Raw genomic sequence first — 20,738 nt, 5'->3', positions numbered from 1 at the left:
GTCAACCTGCGTGCCAAGCCCAGGAAGATCGGCGCGCGGCTCGGAGGCCGGCCGTCGCCGGTGTAGGAGATTCGGCCGAGGTTGGTTTGAACCGCAATGACCGATCGTCGGTCGATGGCCAAGAGCGACCACACCAAAAACGTAGCGGGCAGAATGACCAGGGCTATTAGCCCCCATGCCATGAGTGTCACGAGTCTTCCCTCTCAGAACTTGATCTTCACGGTGCGGCTGAGCCAGAAGCTACCGATGGCCAGCAGGACAACGCCGGCGCCGATCATGACGAACCCGATAACGTCTTGCACCAGCAAGGACAAGTAGCCGGGGTTTATCACGGCTAGCACCAACGCCATCACGATTGGCAAGCCGACCAAGATATACGCGGACAGTTTTCCCTCGGCGCTCAGCGCCCGCACCTGACCCTTGATCTGCAGGCGCTCCCGGATGGTGTGGCCCACTTGGTCCAGAACATTGGCGAGGTCCCCGCCCACTTCACGGTGGATTTGGATGGCCTGTGCCACCCAGGCGAAGTCCTCGCTGTCCACTCGCGCCGCTGACTCTTCCAATGCCACGGAAACATCTCTACCGATCCTGGCTTCATTCAGCACGCGGCCAATTTCCTCAGCGGTCGGCGATTCGGACTCCTGGGCTACCGCTTCCAGCGAGCGCAGGACGCTGTGGCCCGCACGGAGACCACCGGTCAGCATCATCAAGGTGTCGCCCAGTTGGGCTTCAAAGCGTGCACGCCGCCTGCCGGTCTTAACCACCAGCAGGATCTTTGCAACGATCGGTGCCAGCACAGCCAGCAGCAGCCCCCAGAAGATGTTGGCCATCAGCGTACCGAATAGCCCACCGACCACGGCCGCGCACAGCACCATGACGGTAAAGTCTGCCGGGGACATCTTGATGCCGGCGATGCCTAGGACGATGTGATTGAACGGTCCGGACGTCCGACCCACCACTCCGTCAACAGCGTGCACCGTCGAATCGGTGACCCGGGTCAGCAGTGAGGTCTCTTGGGGCGCCACAGCGTCTGACCGGCTGGCGGCGACAGACCGGTACCGCGGTTTCAGCACCACGAAGAACAACAGCATCAGCGCCAGGAAGCACATGCCCAAGGCCCCGTAGAGCCACGCTGTTTCGGGAATCATCGCCGACCGCCCTGAACGGGTACGACACCGAAAATTGCGGGCGAGATGGCAATGCCCTGTTCACTGAACTTGTCCATGAAACGAGGCCGGATCCCCGTCGCTACAGGCCTTCCCAGGAACCTGCCCTGCTGGTCGATGCCCGCAGCAAAATCGAAGACGAACGCATCCTGGAGCGTGACCACGTCACCCTCCATGCCCTGTACCTCGGTCACATGCGTGACGCGCCGGGTGCCATCCCGCAGCCGCGACAGTTGGACAATCACGTCAACGGCCGAAGCAATCTGCTCCCTGACGGCACGCAGCGGCAAGTCCATTCCTGCCATGAGAACCAAAGTCTCCAAACGGGCAATGGCATCACGAGGTGAATTGGCGTGGACGGTCGAAAGGGACCCGTCATGGCCGGTATTCATCGCCTGGAGCATGTCCAAGGACTCTCCGCCGCGGACCTCACCTACCACAATGCGGTCGGGACGCATGCGCAAGGAGTTACGCACCAGATCACGAATGGCGATTTCGCCGCGCCCTTCGATATTTGCGGGCCGGCTTTCCAGCCTGACCACGTGCGGCTGCTGAAGTTGGAGCTCCACCGCGTCCTCAATGGTGACGATCCGATCACTGGCGGGGATGAACGATGACAGCACGTTCAACAAGGTGGTTTTTCCGGTACCGGTTCCGCCTGTGACCAGGACGTTCAGCCTGGCCCTGACGCACGCGCTGAGCAGCTCCGCCATCTCGGGCGTCAGGCTTCCGAGATCGATCAGTCGCTGAACGCTCAGCGCCTCCTTGGAGAACTTGCGGATCGTCAAGGCTGGCCCGTTGACGGCCAGCGGCGGAATGATCGCGTTCACTCGCGACCCGTCCTCCAGCCGTGCATCCACCATAGGCGAGGACTCATCGATCCGACGGCCAATCCTGGACACAATGCGTTCGATCACCTTGCGCAAATGTTCGTCCGAACTGAAGCGCAAACCTGTCAGGAACAGTTGCCCGGACCGTTCAATATAGATCTGGTCGTAACGGTTCGCCATGATTTCAGTGACCGACGGATCATCGAGCAGAACCTGCAACGGTCCGTAGCCCAGAACTTCGTCACCGATCTGGCGGATCAGCCGTCGTCGCTCGTCTGGCGACAGCGGGACGTTTTCGGCATCGATGATGGCGGTGAGCTCGTCGCGGGCGAGCCGGCCGAGCTCATCCTCCGAAACCGAAACGTCGCTGAACCTCGCCCCCATGCGCTCGAACAGGGCCTGTCCCACGCGCTGCTTAAGGCCGGCCAAGCCGTCGACGGCCATCGCGCCGAGCATCGGATCCTGAGCTGGCGGCGTCGTCCACGGCTGCTGCGAGCCCTGCATGCCCACTGGCGCGTGATCAAGAACGGGGACGCTAGCAACTCTCCGTTCCAGTGCTGCCGCCTGGTCAATCTCCGCGTTGCGGGCCACATTCAATCTGTCCGAAAGCCTCATGACACAACCACCCTTCGATGCAGCTTGGATTGCGGGGCCTTCGCCCACTGCGGATCAAACCGCTGGACCAACTTCCTCAGCCCCTTCAGCGCAGCGTCGCGGGCGCCGTCCTGAAGCACGGGCACCCCGCGATTAGTGGAATAGGGGAGTGTCTTAGACCGTGGAATGACGACGTCGACGGGCACACCGATGGTCGACTCCACGTCCTGGACCGAAAGGCCGCTGCGGCGGTCCGCGAAATTCAGGGCCACGTGTCGCCCGTCGGGCACCAGCTGCAACTCGCGAAGCACATCGAAGGCTGCATTCAGTCCGCGGACGCTGGGAATGTCCATGCCGCAAACCCACACGGCATCAGTGGCCAATTCCAAGACGGCGAGATTGCGTTCTCCGAGACCCGGCGCCGTATCCACCACCACGTACCTAAACTCGTGCGACAGCTGGCGCAGCAGTCTGCTGATGTGCTCCGCTGTTACATAGTCCGCCTCGTTGGGCCGGCGCGGTGCGCACAGCGCGTACAAGCCGCTCTGATGGGCGGTGAGGAACGCTTTCAGCACCATGGTGTCCTGCGCGGCGGGGCCGTGAACGGCTTCCGTGATGGAGTGCTCGGGTTCGAGCAGAAGCCCTGAAGCAACATCGCCGAACTGGACATCGAGATCCACGATGACGACGCCCATCGGAGCGATTTTTGCCAACCCGACGGCCAAGTTGGTGGACACTGTAGTTTTGCCCACGCCGCCCTTGGGAGACATGACGGCGATAATTCGGCCTGGCTCATCACCTTCACCGGGGTTGGACAGGCCACGACGCCTGCTGGCTGAAGCCAAACAGGCCCGCTCCAGCAGCCCGCGCAGGCCAGCAACGTCCACGTTTGGCTCGGCGACGTCGCGGATACCCGCTTGCATAGCAGCCAGCATCAGATCAGCATCAGGATCAGCCACCAGCACCAGGCTGACCTCCGGATGCTGGAGGTCGAAGACGGTGGCAAATTTCAATGCTTCGATGCCGGGCACACCCGGTCCAATGAGGAGTACTTCCGGCGGCTCCCCCACAAGCCGCCGGAAGACATCTTCTGGGCCGCCGCTCAGCACCTCCGGCGGCAGGGCCTGAACTTCACCGTGCATCGAGCCGGTTACCGCAGCTCGGACGCGACGTTCAAAATCCGGCACGGACGTGATGACCAGAAAGCGGCTCACCGGTACACCTCTTCCTTGGTGAAGGTCAGCGGATCCGATTCCTTCGCCTCGGCGGGCTGCTTGGAGAGCCAGACCTTCCCAAACTCGGAGCCGTGCACAATCATGGCGGCATTACGGTCGTTGCCAGCGAGCGTCACCAACAGGGACTCCGAGGGAACAGTGGTTGCATCATCTTGGCCAGTTGTCCCATCGGATTCCGGAGCACGCTGAATACCGGTGACCAGCATTTTGTGGGCCACTAGTTTTGTTTGGGCAGGACTGCCTTCTCCCTCAGGCGCGTAGGAGACGAACAACCCAACGGTGTCGCCGGCCTTCACCTTGCCGCCGATCACCCGCTGCGGTTCAAGCTGAACGGTAACTTCCTGCAAACCGTCGGGAACGGGAACCGTGCCACGGACCAGTTCCTCCGGTTCCACGAGCCGAGTCGCGAGCAGCTGCTCGCCAGGCTGCAGTTCGACCGACGTGATCTTGCCCTTGAGGTCGGCCAAGCTGGCCACCGCGCTCGCCGGAACTGCGGTCGATGGAATGGCCTCCAACTCGACCACGTTGGCCAGGCTCTCGACAGGTGTCCCGGCCGGCACCTTCTCCTGAACGACTAATACATTGGTGGGTTCTAGACCTTGTGCCGCTCGATGGTCGGCGTTCTGTACATATGTAACAAGCAGTACAGTGCCGATGACCGCGAGTAGCAGCGCCGCTATGCCCCCCAGCAGGCGTGCTTTCACTTTGTTTCCCCCATTTATTGTTGTGACTATTGCGTCAATTCAACGATTGTTGCCCCATTATTTGGGCCGCCGCCCTGATAGCTTCCGTCGTCAGTAGATTCGTCGATGTAGCGACCAATAAAACCCTGGCAACTACCGGTGCAAGCATAAGGACTGGTGGTGTTGTTGTAATTGTTGCCACCGGTAAAGCGCCAACCGGTGATCTCAAAGGTCACGTAGCCAGATACCCGGTATTCAACGTTTGCCCCGGTGTTTTGCCCGTCGTCGTATATCGGCAGAATGATGTGCACCTGCTGTCCTGCAGTAAGTTCTGCCTTCCACTGATCAATGAGAGCTTGGCACGAACCGGGGAATGAGACTCCCGTGTCGCCGCCGGCCCACGTGCCGATCTGCAGGGTGGGCGAAGAGCAGGATCCGGCGGCTTGGTCTAGCCAACCGAAGGCACCTGGGTAGTTTTGGCCCGATGGATTGTTGTTGTCGCACCCGGCGGAACCATGGAAGTCCAGGACCTGCCACGTGCCATTGATGATTGACTCCTCGAACTCGCAGCGCTTGAAGATAATCGGAAAGACCGCAGGGCCGCTGCCAACCCCGCTCCACACCGCGGTAGCCTCGGCCCCGAACTGCGTAGTATCCATGCCGAAGATACGGGCGAATACCAAGCTGAAATGCTGGTCGCCGGCGGCAGTTTCGTTGGTGTTGGTGATGCGGACACTGTTGGCTGTCTTGTCGACGGTGGCACCGGTGATGGCCGTTGCTCCATCACCGGCATTGGCGTCTGCGTAAGTGCCCGCCAGAGTTGACCCGCTCTGACACAGCGGGTCAGACTCATCGTCGGCACAGGTAGCCGCGATGGCGAGAGCCGCTGCATCCGCTCCGTTCTGCAACTGTGCCTTCTCCGCGTACATAGCACCGACGTCCACGACTAAAGCGGCCAGGCCAAGTAGCGCAATCATGCCGATAGCTACGATCACAGCGACAGCGCCTGTCTCGGATTGATCAGAAGATGCCTGTCGTCTTATCCACCGCATCGCATGGCCCCCTCGCCTTGTAGTTGGAGCGGGAAGAACGGTGTGAAGTCCGCGAAGCCGGTCATAGAGTTCAACGATGCAGTCACCGTTACCGTGGCCATCCCCCCGGGAGCACACGAGGCTCCGTCGTCGACGACTGTGGCAGCTTCAGTGCCGGCTAAGGAGGCCAGCAGCGGCGAAGCGTCCAGGGTAAAGGCAGCAGCATCGTATCCGGCGTCATCATGGTGAATGGCTGCATACCGGGCACCCTCCCGTGCTGCGTGGCTGAGGGAGATTTGAACGTAGAATACCCGCCCGAACTCCATGATTCCCATCAAGATGAGAACTAATAATGGCAAGACTATTGCCATCTCTACGGCGGCGGCGCCTCTTTCGGAATTCCTGGACTTCACGATGCCCCCCAGCTGAAGTCGGAAATTGTTTGCAATTTTCGGTCAAAGATAGCCTTGGCGGCTAGCCCCGTAGCCCGGAACCAGCCGCCTCGGCAACCTCTGATTACGGCAGACGCTGTTCTACCGTGGTGAATGCGTCGAACAGGTCCTGGCCGATGGTGAAGACGACCCCGATGATCACAGCGACGATGAGTGCAACCATGACGCCGTATTCGACGGCGGTGGCGCCCTTTTCTTCGCGGTTCAGGCGATCGGTGATGGTGTGGAACATGGTCTGCATAGTCGCGTAGATAGCAAGCATTGGTTTACCCCCCAATTGTTTGAAAAAGACAAAGGAATGCCCGGAGTAATTTTTCCAAGATCCCCCAACTTGGTCCGGATTGACCGCGTTGGGAACACTGTGACACGAGGTTATACGGTTTGCAATACGTACCCCTAAAGAATTTTTTTGCTTTAGGGAGGCAACGTTCAACCAGGCCGTTTGGTGAAAGAAATAACCACCCGAAATCACAGCAATGTCGTTTAGCGTATAACCACACGAGAAAGCTCGGCAGGACTGCTCACGCGAGGAGCGGGGCCAGCACTGCGGCGGCGACCATCGAGGGGCCGAAGGCCGTCTCGGATCTTAAGCTGATCTTGCGCAACAGAAGTAACACGATCGCTGCGAATACGTTCAAAAGGAACGCGCCGAGAAGTACATAGGCCCACACCGCAATGCCCAAATACCCTGCGTATAGTCCGATCACGCCCGCAAGCTTAACGTCGCCCATTCCGATGCCGCCGGGTTTGATCAAAGCCAGGACCAGATATATGGCAAAGAGCGAGACTCCGCCGGCTAGACCAAGGAACAGCCGCGTCCAGGACCCAGTAGCCAGCGTGGCCAGCAGCAGCAGCGCAACGGCGCCAGCCAGAAAAGGGCCGATGAGCCGGTTCGGCAGGAGGTGGTGGCGAACATCGATCGCCGCTAACAGCGCCCCTGCAACGGCGAGGAGGAGGTAAGCAGGCAGCGCCCAGCTCCCGCTGAGTACCCACCCGAGGAGGGCGCCGGCCGCAGCGGCGAGCACCGCCGTCGTTATTCGCCATCGGGGAGGCAACGAGGTGCGTTCCTCGCGTTGGGCGAGAGGGAAGGCGATCCAAGCGCCGATGAAGGCGATGATCGCGGAACCGGCGGCAAACGCGATCTGCAGGCTGATGGGGTCCACATCCAGAGGCTAACCGCTGCGGTTGGCCCTCGACGGGAAGCAGCAGAGGCAGCGCGACGTGTCGTGCAAACCGCCGCGGTGAGTGGGGTGGGTGGATTGCTTCCGGCGGTTCCCCCATGAGCCGCCGGAAGCCATTCAACCGGTGTAATCCCGGATCCCCCTGGCAGGTCCGTTGGACCGTGCTGGATAAATCTTGCACGGGGAATGCGTAAAGCTCAATAGTTTTAGACGTCTGACTTCTAGCACCACTACGCAGGTAGACAGCTGGAGACGGCGGTGTTTCTAGGCTGCCTTTGGCGTGAGTTCGGCACGGAGTGGCCAGTCCTGACCCTCCAGAATGACCTGTGCGCTGACGCCGGTGTGCACGTTGACCACGATCGGAGCCATCAGGTTTACGGTGGTGCCGGATTCGCCCGGGTTGGCCACCACCAGCACCATGGCGTCCTCGGAGGTATTGAGGTCCAGCGCTGCACGGTCGTCATCGGAAATCACCGGCGTGTACTGGTTCAGGTAGGTCGCCGCGTCCAGCACGAACAGGCGCTTGGCCGGCTCGGCAACCGGTTGAAGGGAGTACAGACCGGCCGCACCATCGATCTCGTCCAGCGTGAAGTCCACCAGCGGCGCCAGGCCCGGGGGAGGAGCGACGAAGCTCAGCGAGGCGCTCATCGAAGGAAGTCCATCAGCGTCGGCTGCAGCACACGCGCCGTGACCTGCAGGGCAGCCTGGTAGGCCACTTCCTGCATCTTCAAGTCCAAGACCACCTTGCCGAGGTCAGGGTCCTCGATCCCGGAGCGGCGGGCTTCAAGCGAAACAGCTTCGTCCAAGTTCGTCTCCTGGGCTTTCAGGATCTGGGCATGACGGGTGCCGACTTCGGCCCGGCCGTTGATGACTGCGTCCAGGCGGGCGTCGATGTCGTTCAAGCGAGTGCTGACATCAGTTCCCGCGCGGACCTCGGCGGCAAGCGTGTCGAGCAAGGCAAAGACAGAGTCGCCGGGGCTGCCGTCTACGGGGTCGCTGCCGAAGATTTTGGCACCGTCAGCATCTGCGCGGACCGTCATGTCGGGGCCGATGCGTCGGTCGACCTGGGAGTTCGGTCCGGTGAAGCTGTACGGTGCTGCATTACCCGCGTAATCGAAGACTTCGGCGCCATCCGAGTTGCCAGCGAACACGCTGCGACCCAGGTATTTGGCATTGGCCGCATCGAGCAGGCTTCCCTTGATGCTTTCCAGTTCAAGCGCGATGGCTTCACGGCCCAGGGGTGATACTGACCCGTTGGTAGCTTGGATGGTGAGGTCACGGGCCTTGTTCAACAAACCCGTGACGGTGCCCAAAGCCGAATCGACAGTGGTAAGCCAGCCATTAGCATCATCAATATTGCGCTTGTACTGCTCGTTGGCCCGAATGTCTGCACGTGTGCGCATGGAATCTGCGGTGCCAGTCGGATCATCGGACGGACGAGTGATCAGCGACTCGCCCGCAGCTAGTTCCTGTAGCTTTGCGATTCGCGCCATGTTGTCCTGCAGGTTGCGCTGGGCAAAGCTGCTCATCGTCTGGTTAGTGACTCGCGAAATCATGGACTACCTCCCAACCAATCCGGTGCGGTTGATCAACGTATCGAGCATTTCATCAATCGCCGTCATCACTCGAGCCGCTCCCTGATACGCGTGCTGGTAAGACAGCAGGTTTACGTTTTCCTCGTCGAGGTCGACGGACGCGTTCGAGATTTGCAAGGACTTGGCAGACTGGGAGGCGATGTCTGCCAGGTTGGCCTGCTGCAGTTCCGTCTTGGCGGCCACGCCAATCTTCGTGACGATGTTTTCCCAGAAGCGGTCGGGGGAGTTTGCGCCGATGCCGAGCTGCGAAATCTGATCGGCCACCGAGCCGTCCAGACTGCCGGCACCCGCAGCGGCGGAAGCCAGATTCTTGACGTCGTCCACGACAACCGTTAGCGACAAGGCGGCATTTACTGGGTTGCCAGCGGTATCGGTGTCATAGGAGAAGAAATCGATTCCGGTTGATCCGTCGGCCGTTGTTCCCGATGCGTGCAGTCCGTTCACGGCATCGGCGAGCTTTACGGCGAAGGCGTTGTAGTCCTTTGCAGCGATTCGTAAAGGGCCGCCGTTCGTCCCGCTCAGCATGGACAGGGCGCCGGCAATTTCTCCGCCTTCGAGTACCACCGGCATGCCCGCGCGGCTGGGGCTTTCCCAGACCAGCTGGACGCCGTTCGTTCCGGAGATGTCGGTATCTGAACCAGGAGCAACTGCGATGCGCTGAGCACTGGAACCGGTGACAATGGCATTGCCGCCGATCAACACATCAACCTGTCCGTCGTTGCCTTGGCGGACCGTTGCGCCAGTGAGGGCAGCCAGTCGCTCCGTCAGCAGGTTGCGGTGGTCCATTAGCTCGTTGGCGGAGCCGCCGTTGGCTACGGCAAAGCGGATTTTCTCGTTCAGGCTGGCTATCTGCGATGCCGTGCCGTTCACCTCGGCAGCCATGGTGTCCACGTTGGTGCGTAGGCGCGAGAACTGCTCACGCACTTCCTGGTAACCGCGCTTGATCATGTTGGCCAAAATGTTCGCCTCTTCGAGCACGGCGCCGCCGGCGGCAGGATCGTCCGGCCGGTTGGACAGATCCTGCCACGCAGCCCAGAACTCTTGGAGCTGCGTGGAGATGCCCAGTTCGCCCGGCTCGCGCAAGGAAGTTTCCAAGCCGGACATCGTGTTGGCCCGGACCGCTGAATAGCCAGCAACACCCGCCGAGAACCGCACGCGGGTATCCAGATGCATATCGCCCAGCCGCGCGATCGCATCGACTGATACGCCCTGTCCGATCTGCACCCCGCCGGTTAGCAACCCGGTGCGTTCGAGTGCGCCGATCGAGGACGTACTGACCCGCTGGCGAGTGTAGCCCTCGGTATTCGCATTGGCGATGTTCTGGCCGACCACGTTCAAACCTTGGCGGGCGGCCACCAGTCCGGTGTACGCGGTGTTCAGGCCGCTGAAGGTACTCACTGCGAAACCTCAGATCGTTGTGTCGAACAGCTGGGAGCGGTTGCCCGGGACCCCTGCCGTCCCGTGGGAGTCGTAGGTCCCGGCGTCGGGATTGAAATTGGCCAGTGTTTCCTGCGTGGAGCGGGCTGCGGCGCGCAGGAACTTCTCGTTCACGTCGCGCAGTTCGCGGATCTGCAAGGTTAGCTGGGTCAGCGCCTGTAGGTGGCCCTTGAAGATGTCGCCCCAAGGTCCGTCCGGAGCCTGGTCGGTCAGCTCACGGAGGGTTGCCCCTTCGGGCGTGCCCCATTCACGAGCCAGTAGGGCGACCTCTACCGTGCGGGCCAGGCCGGCATCGCGCAGTCGCTCCAACACCTGTTCCACCTCCCGGGTGGCGTGCTGCAGCCAGCGAGACTTGCCGGCGGTCAGGAGCAGCTGCTCCTCTTCGAGCTTGAAGACCAATAGTTCAAGAAGTTCGCGTTCGTGCCACAGCATGGCTGACAGTTCATGGGCTCCCATGGCAGGCACCTCCCCTGGTTGGTTGTTCCGCGGACACACACCCCCAAGGTCCGCGTCAATGGGCCGCCACTGATGAACAAAAAGTAACGGCACGGCTACATTCCTATCTATCGGCCCCAAAACCCCTTGCGTTAGGAGCGTTTGATGATAGGTTTCACCGTGAGATGAATCGTTCTTCCGGGGCCGCACCCCTCGGAGGTCTCAACGGAATGATTCGTCCACGTATCTTGGCACGGAGGGGGACATGTCAGTGGATCGTGCTGACCGTAATGCGCTGGTGGTTGAAAACCTCCCGCTCGTCGGATATCTAGTCTCAGAAGTCTGTGCCAAGGCCACTCATCTTTCCCGCGATGACCTCGCTTCCGCCGGATCTGTCGCCCTCATCACCGCTGCCGACGCCTTCGACCCGACCCTGGGCGTCCCCTTCGGCGCTTTCGCCCGCCGGCGGATCATCGGCGCCTTCGCGGATGAAATGCGGGCTATCGACTGGGCTCCCCGCTCCGTGCGCAAGCGGATCAAGCAAACCCTCTCCGTCCGTGAAACCTTGACCGCGGAGCTGGGCCGTTACCCGAGCGTCGACGAAGTTGCGGCTGCTCTTGGCGTGGATCGCGAGACGGCCGAAGCGGCGTTGGACGACGCATCCCGGACGGTTTCCGCACTGGACGACACCACGGCCGAGCTCCTGGTTTCCGAAACCGCGTCACCCGAGGGGTCGCTGCTTACCGAGGAGCGCCTCGCGTTTCTCAAGGCAGCGGTGCACAACCTTCCCCCGAAGATGCGGTACATCGTGGAACAGATCTATTTCGAGGACCGGTCGGTCAAGGAGATCGCCGAAGAAGTCGGTGCCACTCACTCGGCCGTGTCGCAGCAGCGCTCCGAAGCCATCCGCCTGCTCCGTGACGGCCTCAACACGCACTATTCCGACGACGGCGGTGCCACCTACGTGCCCGAGTCGCGGATTGCGCCATCCCGCAGGAATGCGTATCTGACCGCGCTGGCCGATCAAACCGTTGGCGGCATCACCCGCTTTGCCCGTCAGCACCAAACAGCACTTTCATAGCCCGATCGTTGATCGGTCAAGGGCCTCCTCGCCCTCACTCGTTGATCGACCAAGGGCCGCCAGGCCCGCGTGGAGATCTGCTCTCACGTCGACCAAGGTGGGCCCCCTTACGGTGATCGACCAAGGCGCGCCAGCGCCGCGTGGAGATCCCGAACTTTTTCAGAAATCTCCTAACCAACCCCCAACTGCCTCCGATAGCTAAAGTTGCCAGCCCATGGACGGGCCGGTGAATTTGTACCATCTCATGGAGGAGTTTCATCATGGCTTTCGCCATTAACACCAACGTTGCGGCCCTGAACTCGTACCGCAACCTGTCCAACACCCAGAACGACATCTCCAAGTCCCTGGAGAAGCTGTCCACCGGTCTGCGCATCAACCGCGCTGCCGATGACGCAGCCGGCCTGTCCATCTCCGAGGGCCTGCGTTCGCAGGTCAACGGCCTGAACGTCGCTGCCCGCAACGCCCAGGACGGCATCTCGGTCATCCAGACCGCTGAAGGTGCACTCACCGAGGTCCACTCCATCCTCCAGCGCATGCGTGACCTGGCTGTCCAGGGTGCAAACGATTCCAACAACGACGCTTCGCGCCAGGCCATCAAGGATGAAGCGGATGGGCTCGGTCAGGAACTGAACCGCATCGTCAACTCGACCAACTTCAACGGCATCAAACTGCTGGACGCCTCTGCCGGTACCGCCGGTACGATCACCTTCCAGGTTGGTGCCGATGGCGACGCGAACAACGCCATCGCCGTGAGCCTCGGCGACACCGCCACCAACCTCGGTGCCCTTGCCGGCGCTACGGCAGCAGACATCACTGATTTCGATGTGACCGACCACGCCGCCGCTCAGACCACGATCGGCAGCATCGACACGGCGATCAAGGCCATTTCCGAGCAGCGCTCCGGACTGGGTGCTTCGCAGAACCGGTTCGAGTCGGCCATCAAGAGCATCAACATCTCTGCTGAGAACCTGTCGGCTTCGGAGTCCCGGATTCGCGACACCGACATGGCTTCCGAGATGTCCAAGTTCACCAAGAACCAGATCATGTCCCAGGCCGGCACCGCAATGCTGGCTCAGGCCAACCAGATCAACCAGGGTGTGCTGCAGCTCCTCGGCTAATCCGGGTAGCTAACGGCTGAATGCGGCCCGGCAGCGAGGGACATGAATTGGACCTCACACTCTTCGCTGCCGGGCGTCAGCATTCGTTCTACTAGACAGGCTCTTCAGGAGGAACTGGCGTGGCGTTTTCCATTGGTGGAATGATCAGCGGTTTGGATACCGCGACCATGATTAACCAGCTGATGCAGTTGGAAGCGCGTCCACAGTCCCTTCTGAAAAACAAGGTTGCCAGCACCCAAACGCTGGTCAGCGCACTCCAGGCGCTCAACACACGCATCGCTGATCTGGGCAAGGTCGCCACAGAGACGGCTAAGACCAAGTCGCTAGACATCTATGCCGGGACCAGCAGCTCGGACAAAGTCTCGGTCACTACGACGAACGGGGCATCGGCAGGCGGAATCGATCTTGAGGTCGTCCAACTGGCCAAAGCCCAGGTATCCGTCTCGGCCTTACTGAGTGACTGGCCCGAAAGCGCCAACGTCCTCACCATCGCCCTTAAAGACGGCCGGCAGATCGACGTTGACACCGCCGGGAAAAACCTTGACCAAGTGGTCATGGCCATCAACGAGTCCGGGGCAGGAATTAGCGCCACGAAGGTGTCCGTCGGCACCGATCCGGCCAACCCCCAGTACAGGCTGCAATTCGCATCCAAAGCGACAGGTGCTGCCCAAGAATTTTCCGTAAGCTTGGGGACTGAGCGGTTTGACACTCTCGAAGTGAGCAAAGCCCAAGACGCCGAAGTCCTTATTTGGGGCGGCGTCCAAAGCATTAAATCTGCATCTAACACCTTCACGGATCTTCTCCCCGGAGTCAGTGTTACGCTAGCCTCCGATACGCCCGCGGGTGAGAAAACGTCCATCACCGTCACTCGCGACGACGAAGCAGTGACGGCGAAGGCCAAGGCACTGGTTGACGGTCTGACCGACCTGTTCGCCTTCATCTCGAAGAACTCCTCGGTGAACGTTTCCACGTCCACAGGGTCAACGACGACCAAGGGAGGAATCTTTACTGGCGACAGCAGTGTGCGCGATATTGAACAGCGCATGATGACCGCTGCTATCAGCCCGATTGATGGGCGGTCGCCGTCGGAAATCGGCATCAGCATTACCAAGGACGGCTCGATCGAATTCGATGCCGAGAAGTTCGCCAAGGCGTTGAAGGAAGACTCCGCCTGGGCCGAGAAGGTCGTGCAGACGATCGCCGGCCGCGTCGAGGCTGCCGCCAAGGAAGCTTCGGACAAATACGACGGCGCGATCACCAAGCGCATCCAGGGCCAGGAGTCGCTGGTCAAGACATTGAACGAGCAGGTCACCGACTGGGACACGCGGCTGGCGTCCCGGCGCTCCACATTGGAGCGGACCTGGGCGCAGCTTGAAGTAACGCTGAACAGCCTGCAATCGCAGGGCGACTGGCTCAGTTCGCAGTTGGCCACCCTGCCGGCATGGGGGAGTAACAAGAAATGACACTGACCTACGGGCCGGGCTTCGGTGCCCAGGCAAAGCGGAACCAGTTCCAGCGTGACGCGATCATGTCCGCCACTCCGGCACGGTTGTTGACCATGCTGTATGACCGGCTGCTGCTCGACTTGAATCGGGCAGAAACGGCGCAGCAGAACCAGCAGTGGTCAGTGGCATCCGAGAACCTGATCCACGCGCAGGCGATTGTGTCCGAGCTGGTGTCCACCCTGAAGACCGACGCGTGGGATGGGGGAGAGGGCCTGAAGGCGCTCTACACCTACACGCTGAACGCCATGATGAACGCGAACATCCACCGCGACGCTGCGCGGACCCGTGAGTGCATCGAGCTGCTGGAACCGCTGCGCGAGGCCTGGCACGAGGCAGCCGAGCAGCTTCCGGCGCAGCCTGGCCGCGGAGTCGGCATGGGCGGCGAACTTGGCATCGCCTGAGATGCCGGAAAACACCACGGAGAACGTCTCGGGGGACGCCACGGAGAGCGACACCGAAAACGTCTCGGAAGACGCCACGGAGAGCGACACGAGCGACCTGCGCCGCTGGATCGAAGTGCTTGATGAGCTGGAGCTGACGCTGGCAACCGCGGCCGAAGCCACCAGCGAAGGCGAGAATCCGGACGCAAGCCGGCGCACCGCCGTCGTGCTGTGGAAGGCGCCGCAGGGGCTGGGGCCGATCCCGAATGAACTGGTGGAGCGCGCGACCCAACTGGCCGCGGCCCAGCAGGAAGCGATCCGCGAACTGCGTGCCGACATGCGGCAGAACCGGCAGGAGCTGGCCTTCCTGGAGGCCGTGCCGACCCGGGCTGCTGGAGGCCGCTCCGTCTACCTCGACGTAAACGGTTAACCAATCTCAAGATTTACCTAACGCACTCCCGTCTGGGTGCCGATAGCTGGATAGTGAGCACGGATAGCTCACCGAACAGGCCATGGATCGGCCGACCACATGCCAGTAGTGAGACGGGTCTTGCTGTGTTCGAATCTGTGACGGGGGCTGCCATGCAGAGCGCCCTGGACGGCCTCGCCATGCGCCAGCGCGCCATTGCCAACAACATTGCGAACGTGAATACCCCCGGTTACCATGCCCAGCGAGTCCAGTTCGAGGACGCCCTGGCCAAGTCGGTGGCCCGCGGGGACGGCAGCGCCAGCGCCAGCATGGACCGCTCGCTGGAGCCCACCCGGCTGGACGGCAGCAACGTCAACCTGGATACCGAGACCCTTTCCAACATTGAAACTGTGCTGCGCTACCAGTTCGCAGCCCGGGCCGCGGAAAGCCCCTTCAGTGGCGTCCGCACGGCGATGAGGACCAACTAATGACTTTCGACGCCATTGGAATCGCCGGCACCGGCCTCACCGTCCACCGTAAGTGGCTGGACGCTGTCTCCGACAACCTGGCCAACGCGAACAATGCCACCAGCACCGACGGCGCCGCGTTCCAGGCCCGCTACGTGGTGGCGCAGGAAGGCCAAGGCGTCACGGGCGTGTACGTGGCCGGAGCCCAGTTCGGCGACGCCGAGGGCCGCATGGTGCACGAGCCGGACCACCCGCTGGCCGACGAGGACGGCTACGTCCGCTACCCGGACATTGACCTCTCCCAGCAGATGGGCAGCCTGATCATGGCCCAGCGCGGTTACCAGGCCAACGCAGCCGTGGTGGACCGGGCGAAGTCTACCTACGAGGCCGCCCTGCAGATTGGACGCAACTGATGCCGCTCTCTTCCATTCCGCCGATCCAGGGCGTGACCGGCACCGGGTACCTGCCTGCCGCCGAGACCCCGCAGCCCACCAACGGTGCTGGGTTTGCCACCTCGCTCACCGGCGCCATTGACAACCTGCAGCAGCTGCAGTCCACGTCCAACGAACTGGCGATCCAGGCCGTGACCGGCGACCTGACCGACATCCACAATGCGACGCTGGCGTCCACCCGCGCTGCAGTGACGCTGGAACTGGTCGCCGCGGTCCGCAACAAGGGCGTTGACGCCTTCAACGAGATCATGAGGATGCAGGCCTAATGCCCGCCACAGTCTCCTCCTGGTTCTCGCGGTTGGGTAAAACCATCCGCGAGTTCACCGTCGCGCAGCGCACCATCGCGATCATCGGCATCGCCGTCGTCGTGCTGGGCATTGCCGCCCTGACGGCATGGGCGTCCAAGCCCTCCTACACGCCGCTGTTCTCCGGTCTGGCCGCCACCGACGCCAACACCATCGTGGAGCAGCTGCGCACCGACGGGGTGCCGTACGAGCTGACCAACGGCGGCGGCACCATCCTGGTGCCGGAGCAGAACGTCTACGACCAGCGGCTCAAGGCCGCCTCGGCGGGGCTGCCGAGCTCCTCGACCGGCGGCTACTCGCTGCTGGACGACATGGGCGTGACCTCCTCCGAGTTCCAGCAGTCGGTGACCTACAAGCGTGCACTCGAAGGCGAACTCGCCAACACCATCCAAGCGCTCGACGGCGTCAAGACCGCTTCCGTGCGGTTGGCCATCCCGGAGGAGACGGTGTTCGTCTCCGAGAAGGGCGAGCCCACCGCCTCCGTCTTCGTGGACACCGAGCGGACCACGTTGAGCGCGGACCAGGTCCAGGCCATCGTCCACCTGACCTCAGCGTCCATCGACGGGATGAAGCCGGAGAACGTGGCCGTGATCGACGCCGCCGGCACCGTGCTCTCCGCCGTAGGCGTGGGCGCTACCGGTTCCGCGGACAAGCAGGCCTCCGATTACGAAGAGCGGGTCCGCGCTTCCGTGCAGACCATGCTGGACCGCGTGGTCGGGCCGGGCAATTCCTCCGTTGTGGTGGCCGCCGACATGAACTACGAGTCCGCCGAACGGGTGGAAGAGACCTTTACGACGCCGGACGGCGCCCCAGCGCTGAACGAGTCCACGCAGACCGAAGAGTATGAGGGATCCGGCGGCGGCGCGGCCGGCGTACTGGGCCCGGACAACATTGCCGTCCCCGGCGACGCGGCCGGCGACGGTACCTTCACCTCCGAGTCGGAAACCAAGAACAACGCGCTGAACAAGGTCACCGAGACCCGGGCCATCCCGGCCGGCGCGATCAACCGCCAGACCGTTTCCGTGGCGCTGGATGCCGACGCCGCTGGTGCGCTGAACCTGGCCAACATCGAGGGGCTGGTCACCACCGCCGCCGGCATCAACGCCGACCGCGGCGACGAGGTCACCGTGGAACTGGTGCCGTTCAACACCGCCGGCGCGCAAGAGGCCGCCGAGGCGCTGGCCGCCGCGCAGGCCGCCGAGGAGGCCGCGCGCCAGGCCGAGCTGATCCGCACCGCCATCATCACCGCCGGCATCGTACTGCTGGTGATCATCGCGCTGTTGGTCTACGCCCGCTGGTCGCGCCGCCAGAACCGCGAGCCGGTGGACCTGGGCGAACTGCAGGACTTCCAGCCGGAAATCGAGGCCCCGCAGGACCTGCAACTGCCCGCGCCGAAGCCCGTGATCGTGCCCGAACCGATCCCCGTGGTCGCCCCGTCCACCACCGCGCTGGAGCTCACCGGGCCGCCGGAACTTTCCGACGAACAGAAGGACATGAACCGCAAGCGGGCCGAGATCGACGCCCTGGCCGCGCAGGAACCGGACAAGACCGCCGACTTCCTGCGGTCCTTGATGGATGAAAAGCAGAACGCATGAGCGAGCTATTGACCGCCCTGACCGGCACCCAGAAGGTGGCGGTGGTGCTGATGCAGATGGAACAGGCCCGGGCCGCCGAGGTGATGAAGCGCTTCAGCGAGGCGGAAGCCGAACTGATCACCGCCGAACTGGTGGGCATGGGCCGGGTGGATCCCGAGGTTGCCGAAGAGGCCTTCAAGGAATTCCACGAGATGACGGTCAAGGGCCGGCGCCGTCCCCGCGGCGGCAAGGAGTTCGCCGCCGGGCTGCTCGCCGCCTCCTTCGGCGCGGAAAAGGCCGCCGGCGTGCTGGACCGGCTGGCCACCTCGATGGCGGGCAAGCCGTTCGAGTTCATGGACGACGCCGATCCCAGCCAACTGATCACGCTGCTCAGCGGCGAGATCCCGCAGACCATTGCCCTGGTGCTGGCGCACATGCGCCCGGAACAGGCCTCTGCGGTGCTCGCCGGGCTGGATGATTCGGTCCGGCCCGAGGTGGCCCAATGCATCGCGACCATGGGAACGGCCACCCCGGAGGCCGTCACGATCGTGGCCGAGACGCTCAAGGTGCGGGCCGGCGCCGTCGTGCCCCGCCAGCAGGTGGAAGTGGTAGGCGGCGTGCAGCCGCTGGTGGACATCATCAACCGCGCCGACGTGGCTACCGAACGCGCACTGCTGGAGGCGCTGGACGAACGCGACCCGGAGCTGGCCGAGGAAGTCCGTTCGCGAATGCTCACCTTCGAAGACATCACCAAGCTGGAACCGCGCGACGTGCAGCAGGTGCTGCGCGGCATCGAGATCGCGGTGCTGGCGGTGGCGATGAAGGGTGCCAGCGAGCCGGTCACCGAGCTGATCCGCAAGAACGTCTCCGAACGCAACCGCGACATCCTCGACGACGAGATCAACGCCACCGGCCCGCTGCGCATGTCGCAGATCGAAGAGGCCCGCGCGGACATCGTCCGGTCCATCCGCGAGCTGGAAGCCAGCGGCATCATCACGGTCCAGCGCGGCGTGGAGGAAGACGAATATGTCTACTGACGCCACGTTTTCCAGGCTGAGCTTTCCCGAGCTGAACACCGGGTCCAAGAACTTCTCCAAGGTGGCCTACACCGAGCTTCGCAGCGACGACGAAGCGCAGGAGCGGGCGTTCGAACAGGCCAAGGTGCGCGGCCACGCTGCCGGCTACACGGCGGGCATGCGCGAAGGTGCGGAGATGATGCGCGAACGCCAGCTGGCGATGGAGCAGGACCACGCGGCCATGATGGCCGACGGCCGCGCCCGCTTGCAGCAGGCAGTGGCCGCGCTGGGGACTGCCACCCGTGCCCTGGAAGAACGTTCTGCGCCGGTGCTGGCCGCCGCGCAGAACACGCTGGCTGAGGCGGCCATTGAACTGGCCGAAGCCATCCTGGGCCATGAATTGTCCGACGGCGAGGCCTCCGCGCGCTCGGCCCTCACCCGGGCGTTGGCCGGCGTGGACGCCTCCCGCGTGCACACCGTCCGGATGAACCCGGCCGACCTGACCATGCTGGCGCCGGAAACTCGTGCTCTGGCAGGCGTGGCTTTCAGCCCTGATTCCTCGCTCGCCCCGGGCGACGCGGTCACCGAGTTCGCCGACGGCTTCTTGGACGCGCGGATCGGCACGGCGCTCGCCCGCGCCAAGGCTGCGCTGCTGGAGGTACGGCGGTGACCGCCGTGGCTTGGCGCCCGCGCGCCGATCGGTTCGCCGACGCGCTCGCGGCCGCCGTGCCACAGCGCTACGGGATGGTGTCCTCGGTGGTGGGCCTCGGCGTCGAAATCATTGGCCTGGACTGCGCCATTGGCGACCTGGTGGTCATCGGCGACGGCGAGGGCGTGGAAGCCGAGGTGGTGGCCACCAACCGGGACAGCATCCGCTGCATGCCGCTGGGCCGGCTCACCGGGATCAACACCGGCACGCCGGCCAAGGCCAAAGGCGTCCCGGTGCTGGTACCCACCGGCGCCGGACTCTTCGGCCGCGTGCTGGACGGGATGGGCCGGCCGATCGACGGCAAGGGCCCGCTGGTCTTCGATCAACTGGTCCCGCTGGACAACGACACCCCATCCGCCATGCACCGGGCGCGGATCGACACCCCGCTGCAGTTGGGCGTGCGCGTGCTGGACACGCTGACCACGGTGGGCAAGGGCCAGCGCATGGGCCTGTTCGCCGGGTCCGGCGTGGGCAAGTCCTCGCTGCTGTCCATGATCGCCCGCGGCACCGACGCCGAGGTGTCCGTGATCGCGCTGGTGGGGGAGCGCGGCCGTGAAGTCCGCGAGTTCCTGGAGGACGACCTGGGCGAGGCCGGGCTGGCGCGCTCGATCGTGGTGGTCTCCACTTCCGACGAGCCCGCCTTGATGCGGCTGCGCGCCGCTTTTACCGCCACTCGGATCGCCGAGTCCTTCCGCGACCGCGGCGCCGACGTGATGCTGATGATGGACTCGCTGACCCGGGTGGCCATGGCGCAGCGCGAGATCGGGCTGTCTGTCGGCGAGCCCCCGGCTACCCGCGGCTACCCGCCGTCGACCTTCTCCGTGCTGGCCCGGTTGCTGGAACGCGCCGGAACGGCCGAGGTCGGCTCGGTGACCGGCATGTACACCGTGTTGGTGGACGGCGACGACCACAACGAACCGATTGCCGACTCCGCCCGCTCCATTCTGGACGGGCACGTGGTGCTGGACCGCAAGCTCGCGGTCTCCGGGCACTACCCGTCGGTGGACCCGCTGGGCTCGATTTCCCGCGTGGCCTCCAAGGTCAACACCCCGGAGAACTCCCGCGCCGCCGGCGCCCTGCGCA

24 protein-coding genes and 1 pseudogene are annotated in these 20,738 nt (G+C 63.2%); 12 read left to right on the top strand and 13 right to left on the bottom strand.

All coding sequences use genetic code 11. From position 1 onward, the window contains the following. The 13 genes and pseudogenes from ACMX2H_RS17060 to ACMX2H_RS17000 form a co-directional block, all read right to left on the bottom strand. Positions 1 to 191, bottom strand: a pseudogene (locus ACMX2H_RS17060) (type II secretion system F family protein); the annotation flags it as partial. 12 nt (positions 192 to 203) lie between these two features. Then, a complete protein-coding gene (locus ACMX2H_RS17055) occupies positions 204 to 1,148 on the bottom strand; it encodes a type II secretion system F family protein (RefSeq protein ID WP_414962202.1) in 945 nt (314 codons plus the stop codon). Further along, the gene (locus ACMX2H_RS17050; protein ID WP_414962200.1) at positions 1,145 to 2,611 is read right to left on the bottom strand and encodes a CpaF family protein; all 1,467 of its coding nucleotides are present in this window, start codon (positions 2,609 to 2,611) and stop codon (positions 1,145 to 1,147) included. The genes ACMX2H_RS17055 and ACMX2H_RS17050 overlap by 4 nt, the downstream gene beginning before the upstream one ends. Further along, complete coding sequence (locus ACMX2H_RS17045) at positions 2,608 to 3,804, bottom strand: AAA family ATPase (RefSeq protein WP_414962198.1); 1,197 nt, start codon at positions 3,802 to 3,804, stop codon at positions 2,608 to 2,610. The genes ACMX2H_RS17050 and ACMX2H_RS17045 overlap by 4 nt, the downstream gene beginning before the upstream one ends. After that, entirely contained in the window at positions 3,801 to 4,529 is a 729-nt protein-coding gene (gene cpaB, locus ACMX2H_RS17040; protein ID WP_414962197.1) for a Flp pilus assembly protein CpaB, read from the bottom strand. The genes ACMX2H_RS17045 and cpaB overlap by 4 nt, the downstream gene beginning before the upstream one ends. A gap of 26 nt (positions 4,530 to 4,555) precedes the next feature. Beyond that, positions 4,556 to 5,503 carry a Tad domain-containing protein gene (locus tag ACMX2H_RS17035; RefSeq protein WP_414962195.1) on the bottom strand — a complete coding sequence of 316 codons (948 nt, stop codon included), beginning with the start codon at positions 5,501 to 5,503 and terminating at the stop codon, positions 4,556 to 4,558. A gap of 44 nt (positions 5,504 to 5,547) precedes the next feature. Beyond that, positions 5,548 to 5,952 (bottom strand): TadE/TadG family type IV pilus assembly protein, encoded by a 405-nt coding sequence (locus tag ACMX2H_RS17030; RefSeq protein ID WP_414962193.1) that lies wholly within the window; start codon positions 5,950 to 5,952, stop codon positions 5,548 to 5,550. Between the two features lie 103 nt (positions 5,953 to 6,055). Beyond that, positions 6,056 to 6,253, bottom strand: coding sequence for a Flp family type IVb pilin (locus tag ACMX2H_RS17025; protein WP_414962191.1), 198 nt, complete (start codon positions 6,251 to 6,253; stop codon positions 6,056 to 6,058). A gap of 259 nt (positions 6,254 to 6,512) precedes the next feature. After that, the gene (locus tag ACMX2H_RS17020; protein WP_414962190.1) at positions 6,513 to 7,154 is read right to left on the bottom strand and encodes a prepilin peptidase; all 642 of its coding nucleotides are present in this window, start codon (positions 7,152 to 7,154) and stop codon (positions 6,513 to 6,515) included. 282 nt (positions 7,155 to 7,436) lie between these two features. Beyond that, positions 7,437 to 7,820 carry a flagellar assembly protein FliW gene (gene fliW, locus ACMX2H_RS17015; protein WP_414962188.1) on the bottom strand — a complete coding sequence of 128 codons (384 nt, stop codon included), beginning with the start codon at positions 7,818 to 7,820 and terminating at the stop codon, positions 7,437 to 7,439. Next, complete coding sequence (gene flgL / locus ACMX2H_RS17010) at positions 7,817 to 8,728, bottom strand: flagellar hook-associated protein FlgL (protein ID WP_414962186.1); 912 nt, start codon at positions 8,726 to 8,728, stop codon at positions 7,817 to 7,819. The genes fliW and flgL overlap by 4 nt, the downstream gene beginning before the upstream one ends. 3 nt (positions 8,729 to 8,731) lie before the next feature. Continuing rightward, positions 8,732 to 10,165, bottom strand: a complete 1,434-nt coding sequence (gene flgK / locus ACMX2H_RS17005; protein ID WP_414962184.1) for a flagellar hook-associated protein FlgK — start codon at positions 10,163 to 10,165, stop codon at positions 8,732 to 8,734. A gap of 9 nt (positions 10,166 to 10,174) precedes the next feature. After that, positions 10,175 to 10,660 carry a flagellar protein FlgN gene (locus ACMX2H_RS17000; protein ID WP_414962183.1) on the bottom strand — a complete coding sequence of 162 codons (486 nt, stop codon included), beginning with the start codon at positions 10,658 to 10,660 and terminating at the stop codon, positions 10,175 to 10,177. A gap of 250 nt (positions 10,661 to 10,910) precedes the next feature. On the opposite strand from ACMX2H_RS17000, the gene ACMX2H_RS16995 reads away from it, so the two are divergent. The 12 genes from ACMX2H_RS16995 to ACMX2H_RS16940 form a co-directional block, all read left to right on the top strand. Continuing rightward, positions 10,911 to 11,720, top strand: a complete 810-nt coding sequence (locus ACMX2H_RS16995; RefSeq protein WP_414962204.1) for a sigma-70 family RNA polymerase sigma factor — start codon at positions 10,911 to 10,913, stop codon at positions 11,718 to 11,720. Between the two features lie 260 nt (positions 11,721 to 11,980). Next, a complete protein-coding gene (locus ACMX2H_RS16990) occupies positions 11,981 to 12,838 on the top strand; it encodes a flagellin N-terminal helical domain-containing protein (protein WP_414962181.1) in 858 nt (285 codons plus the stop codon). A gap of 119 nt (positions 12,839 to 12,957) precedes the next feature. Further along, the gene (gene fliD / locus ACMX2H_RS16985) at positions 12,958 to 14,301 is read left to right on the top strand and encodes a flagellar filament capping protein FliD (RefSeq protein WP_414962179.1); all 1,344 of its coding nucleotides are present in this window, start codon (positions 12,958 to 12,960) and stop codon (positions 14,299 to 14,301) included. Next, on the top strand, positions 14,298 to 14,744 hold the full coding sequence (gene fliS, locus ACMX2H_RS16980; RefSeq protein WP_414962178.1) for a flagellar export chaperone FliS: 447 nt from the start codon (positions 14,298 to 14,300) through the stop codon (positions 14,742 to 14,744). Before fliD ends, fliS begins: the two co-directional genes overlap by 4 nt. Further along, complete coding sequence (locus ACMX2H_RS16975) at positions 14,731 to 15,153, top strand: hypothetical protein (RefSeq protein ID WP_414962176.1); 423 nt, start codon at positions 14,731 to 14,733, stop codon at positions 15,151 to 15,153. The genes fliS and ACMX2H_RS16975 overlap by 14 nt, the downstream gene beginning before the upstream one ends. Before the next feature lie 125 nt (positions 15,154 to 15,278). Then, on the top strand, positions 15,279 to 15,620 hold the full coding sequence (locus ACMX2H_RS16970) for a flagellar basal body rod protein FlgB (RefSeq protein ID WP_414962174.1): 342 nt from the start codon (positions 15,279 to 15,281) through the stop codon (positions 15,618 to 15,620). Next, complete coding sequence (locus ACMX2H_RS16965) at positions 15,620 to 16,012, top strand: flagellar basal body rod protein FlgC (protein ID WP_136784884.1); 393 nt, start codon at positions 15,620 to 15,622, stop codon at positions 16,010 to 16,012. The genes ACMX2H_RS16970 and ACMX2H_RS16965 overlap by 1 nt, the downstream gene beginning before the upstream one ends. Then, on the top strand, positions 16,012 to 16,317 hold the full coding sequence (gene fliE / locus ACMX2H_RS16960) for a flagellar hook-basal body complex protein FliE (protein WP_414962173.1): 306 nt from the start codon (positions 16,012 to 16,014) through the stop codon (positions 16,315 to 16,317). Before ACMX2H_RS16965 ends, fliE begins: the two co-directional genes overlap by 1 nt. Continuing rightward, on the top strand, positions 16,317 to 17,951 hold the full coding sequence (fliF, locus tag ACMX2H_RS16955; RefSeq protein WP_414962171.1) for a flagellar basal-body MS-ring/collar protein FliF: 1,635 nt from the start codon (positions 16,317 to 16,319) through the stop codon (positions 17,949 to 17,951). The genes fliE and fliF overlap by 1 nt, the downstream gene beginning before the upstream one ends. Further along, on the top strand, positions 17,948 to 18,967 hold the full coding sequence (gene fliG / locus ACMX2H_RS16950; protein WP_136784881.1) for a flagellar motor switch protein FliG: 1,020 nt from the start codon (positions 17,948 to 17,950) through the stop codon (positions 18,965 to 18,967). Before fliF ends, fliG begins: the two co-directional genes overlap by 4 nt. Beyond that, entirely contained in the window at positions 18,957 to 19,616 is a 660-nt protein-coding gene (locus ACMX2H_RS16945) for a FliH/SctL family protein (RefSeq protein WP_414962169.1), read from the top strand. Before fliG ends, ACMX2H_RS16945 begins: the two co-directional genes overlap by 11 nt. After that, positions 19,613 to 20,738: FliI/YscN family ATPase (locus ACMX2H_RS16940; RefSeq protein WP_414962167.1), on the top strand; the 1,126-nt coding region annotated here is incomplete at its 3' end. The genes ACMX2H_RS16945 and ACMX2H_RS16940, both read left to right, overlap by 4 nt.

Source organism: Arthrobacter sulfonylureivorans (genome assembly GCF_047607445.1).
GTDB classification, from domain to species: Bacteria; Actinomycetota; Actinomycetes; order Actinomycetales; family Micrococcaceae; genus Crystallibacter; species Crystallibacter sulfonylureivorans_A.
This window is presented reverse-complemented; position numbering and strand designations above follow the sequence as displayed.

What these genes read in the sequence shown, in the direction of transcription:
- fliE (WP_414962173.1), top strand. Translation starts at nt 16,012, where the DNA reads ATGCCGCTCTCTTCCATTCCGCCGATCCAGGGCGTGACCGGCACCGGG.
- ACMX2H_RS16990 (WP_414962181.1), top strand. Translation starts at nt 11,981, where the DNA reads ATGGCTTTCGCCATTAACACCAACGTTGCGGCCCTGAACTCGTACCGC.
- fliG (WP_136784881.1), top strand. Translation starts at nt 17,948, where the DNA reads ATGAGCGAGCTATTGACCGCCCTGACCGGCACCCAGAAGGTGGCGGTG.
- ACMX2H_RS16945 (WP_414962169.1), top strand. Translation starts at nt 18,957, where the DNA reads ATGTCTACTGACGCCACGTTTTCCAGGCTGAGCTTTCCCGAGCTGAAC.
- ACMX2H_RS16965 (WP_136784884.1), top strand. Translation starts at nt 15,620, where the DNA reads ATGACTTTCGACGCCATTGGAATCGCCGGCACCGGCCTCACCGTCCAC.
- ACMX2H_RS17000 (WP_414962183.1), bottom strand. Translation starts at nt 10,660, where the DNA reads ATGGGAGCCCATGAACTGTCAGCCATGCTGTGGCACGAACGCGAACTT.
- fliS (WP_414962178.1), top strand. Translation starts at nt 14,298, where the DNA reads ATGACACTGACCTACGGGCCGGGCTTCGGTGCCCAGGCAAAGCGGAAC.
- ACMX2H_RS17055 (WP_414962202.1), bottom strand. Translation starts at nt 1,148, where the DNA reads ATGATTCCCGAAACAGCGTGGCTCTACGGGGCCTTGGGCATGTGCTTC.
- fliF (WP_414962171.1), top strand. Translation starts at nt 16,317, where the DNA reads ATGCCCGCCACAGTCTCCTCCTGGTTCTCGCGGTTGGGTAAAACCATC.
- fliW (WP_414962188.1), bottom strand. Translation starts at nt 7,820, where the DNA reads ATGAGCGCCTCGCTGAGCTTCGTCGCTCCTCCCCCGGGCCTGGCGCCG.
- flgL (WP_414962186.1), bottom strand. Translation starts at nt 8,728, where the DNA reads ATGATTTCGCGAGTCACTAACCAGACGATGAGCAGCTTTGCCCAGCGC.
- ACMX2H_RS17050 (WP_414962200.1), bottom strand. Translation starts at nt 2,611, where the DNA reads ATGAGGCTTTCGGACAGATTGAATGTGGCCCGCAACGCGGAGATTGAC.
- ACMX2H_RS17025 (WP_414962191.1), bottom strand. Translation starts at nt 6,253, where the DNA reads ATGCTTGCTATCTACGCGACTATGCAGACCATGTTCCACACCATCACC.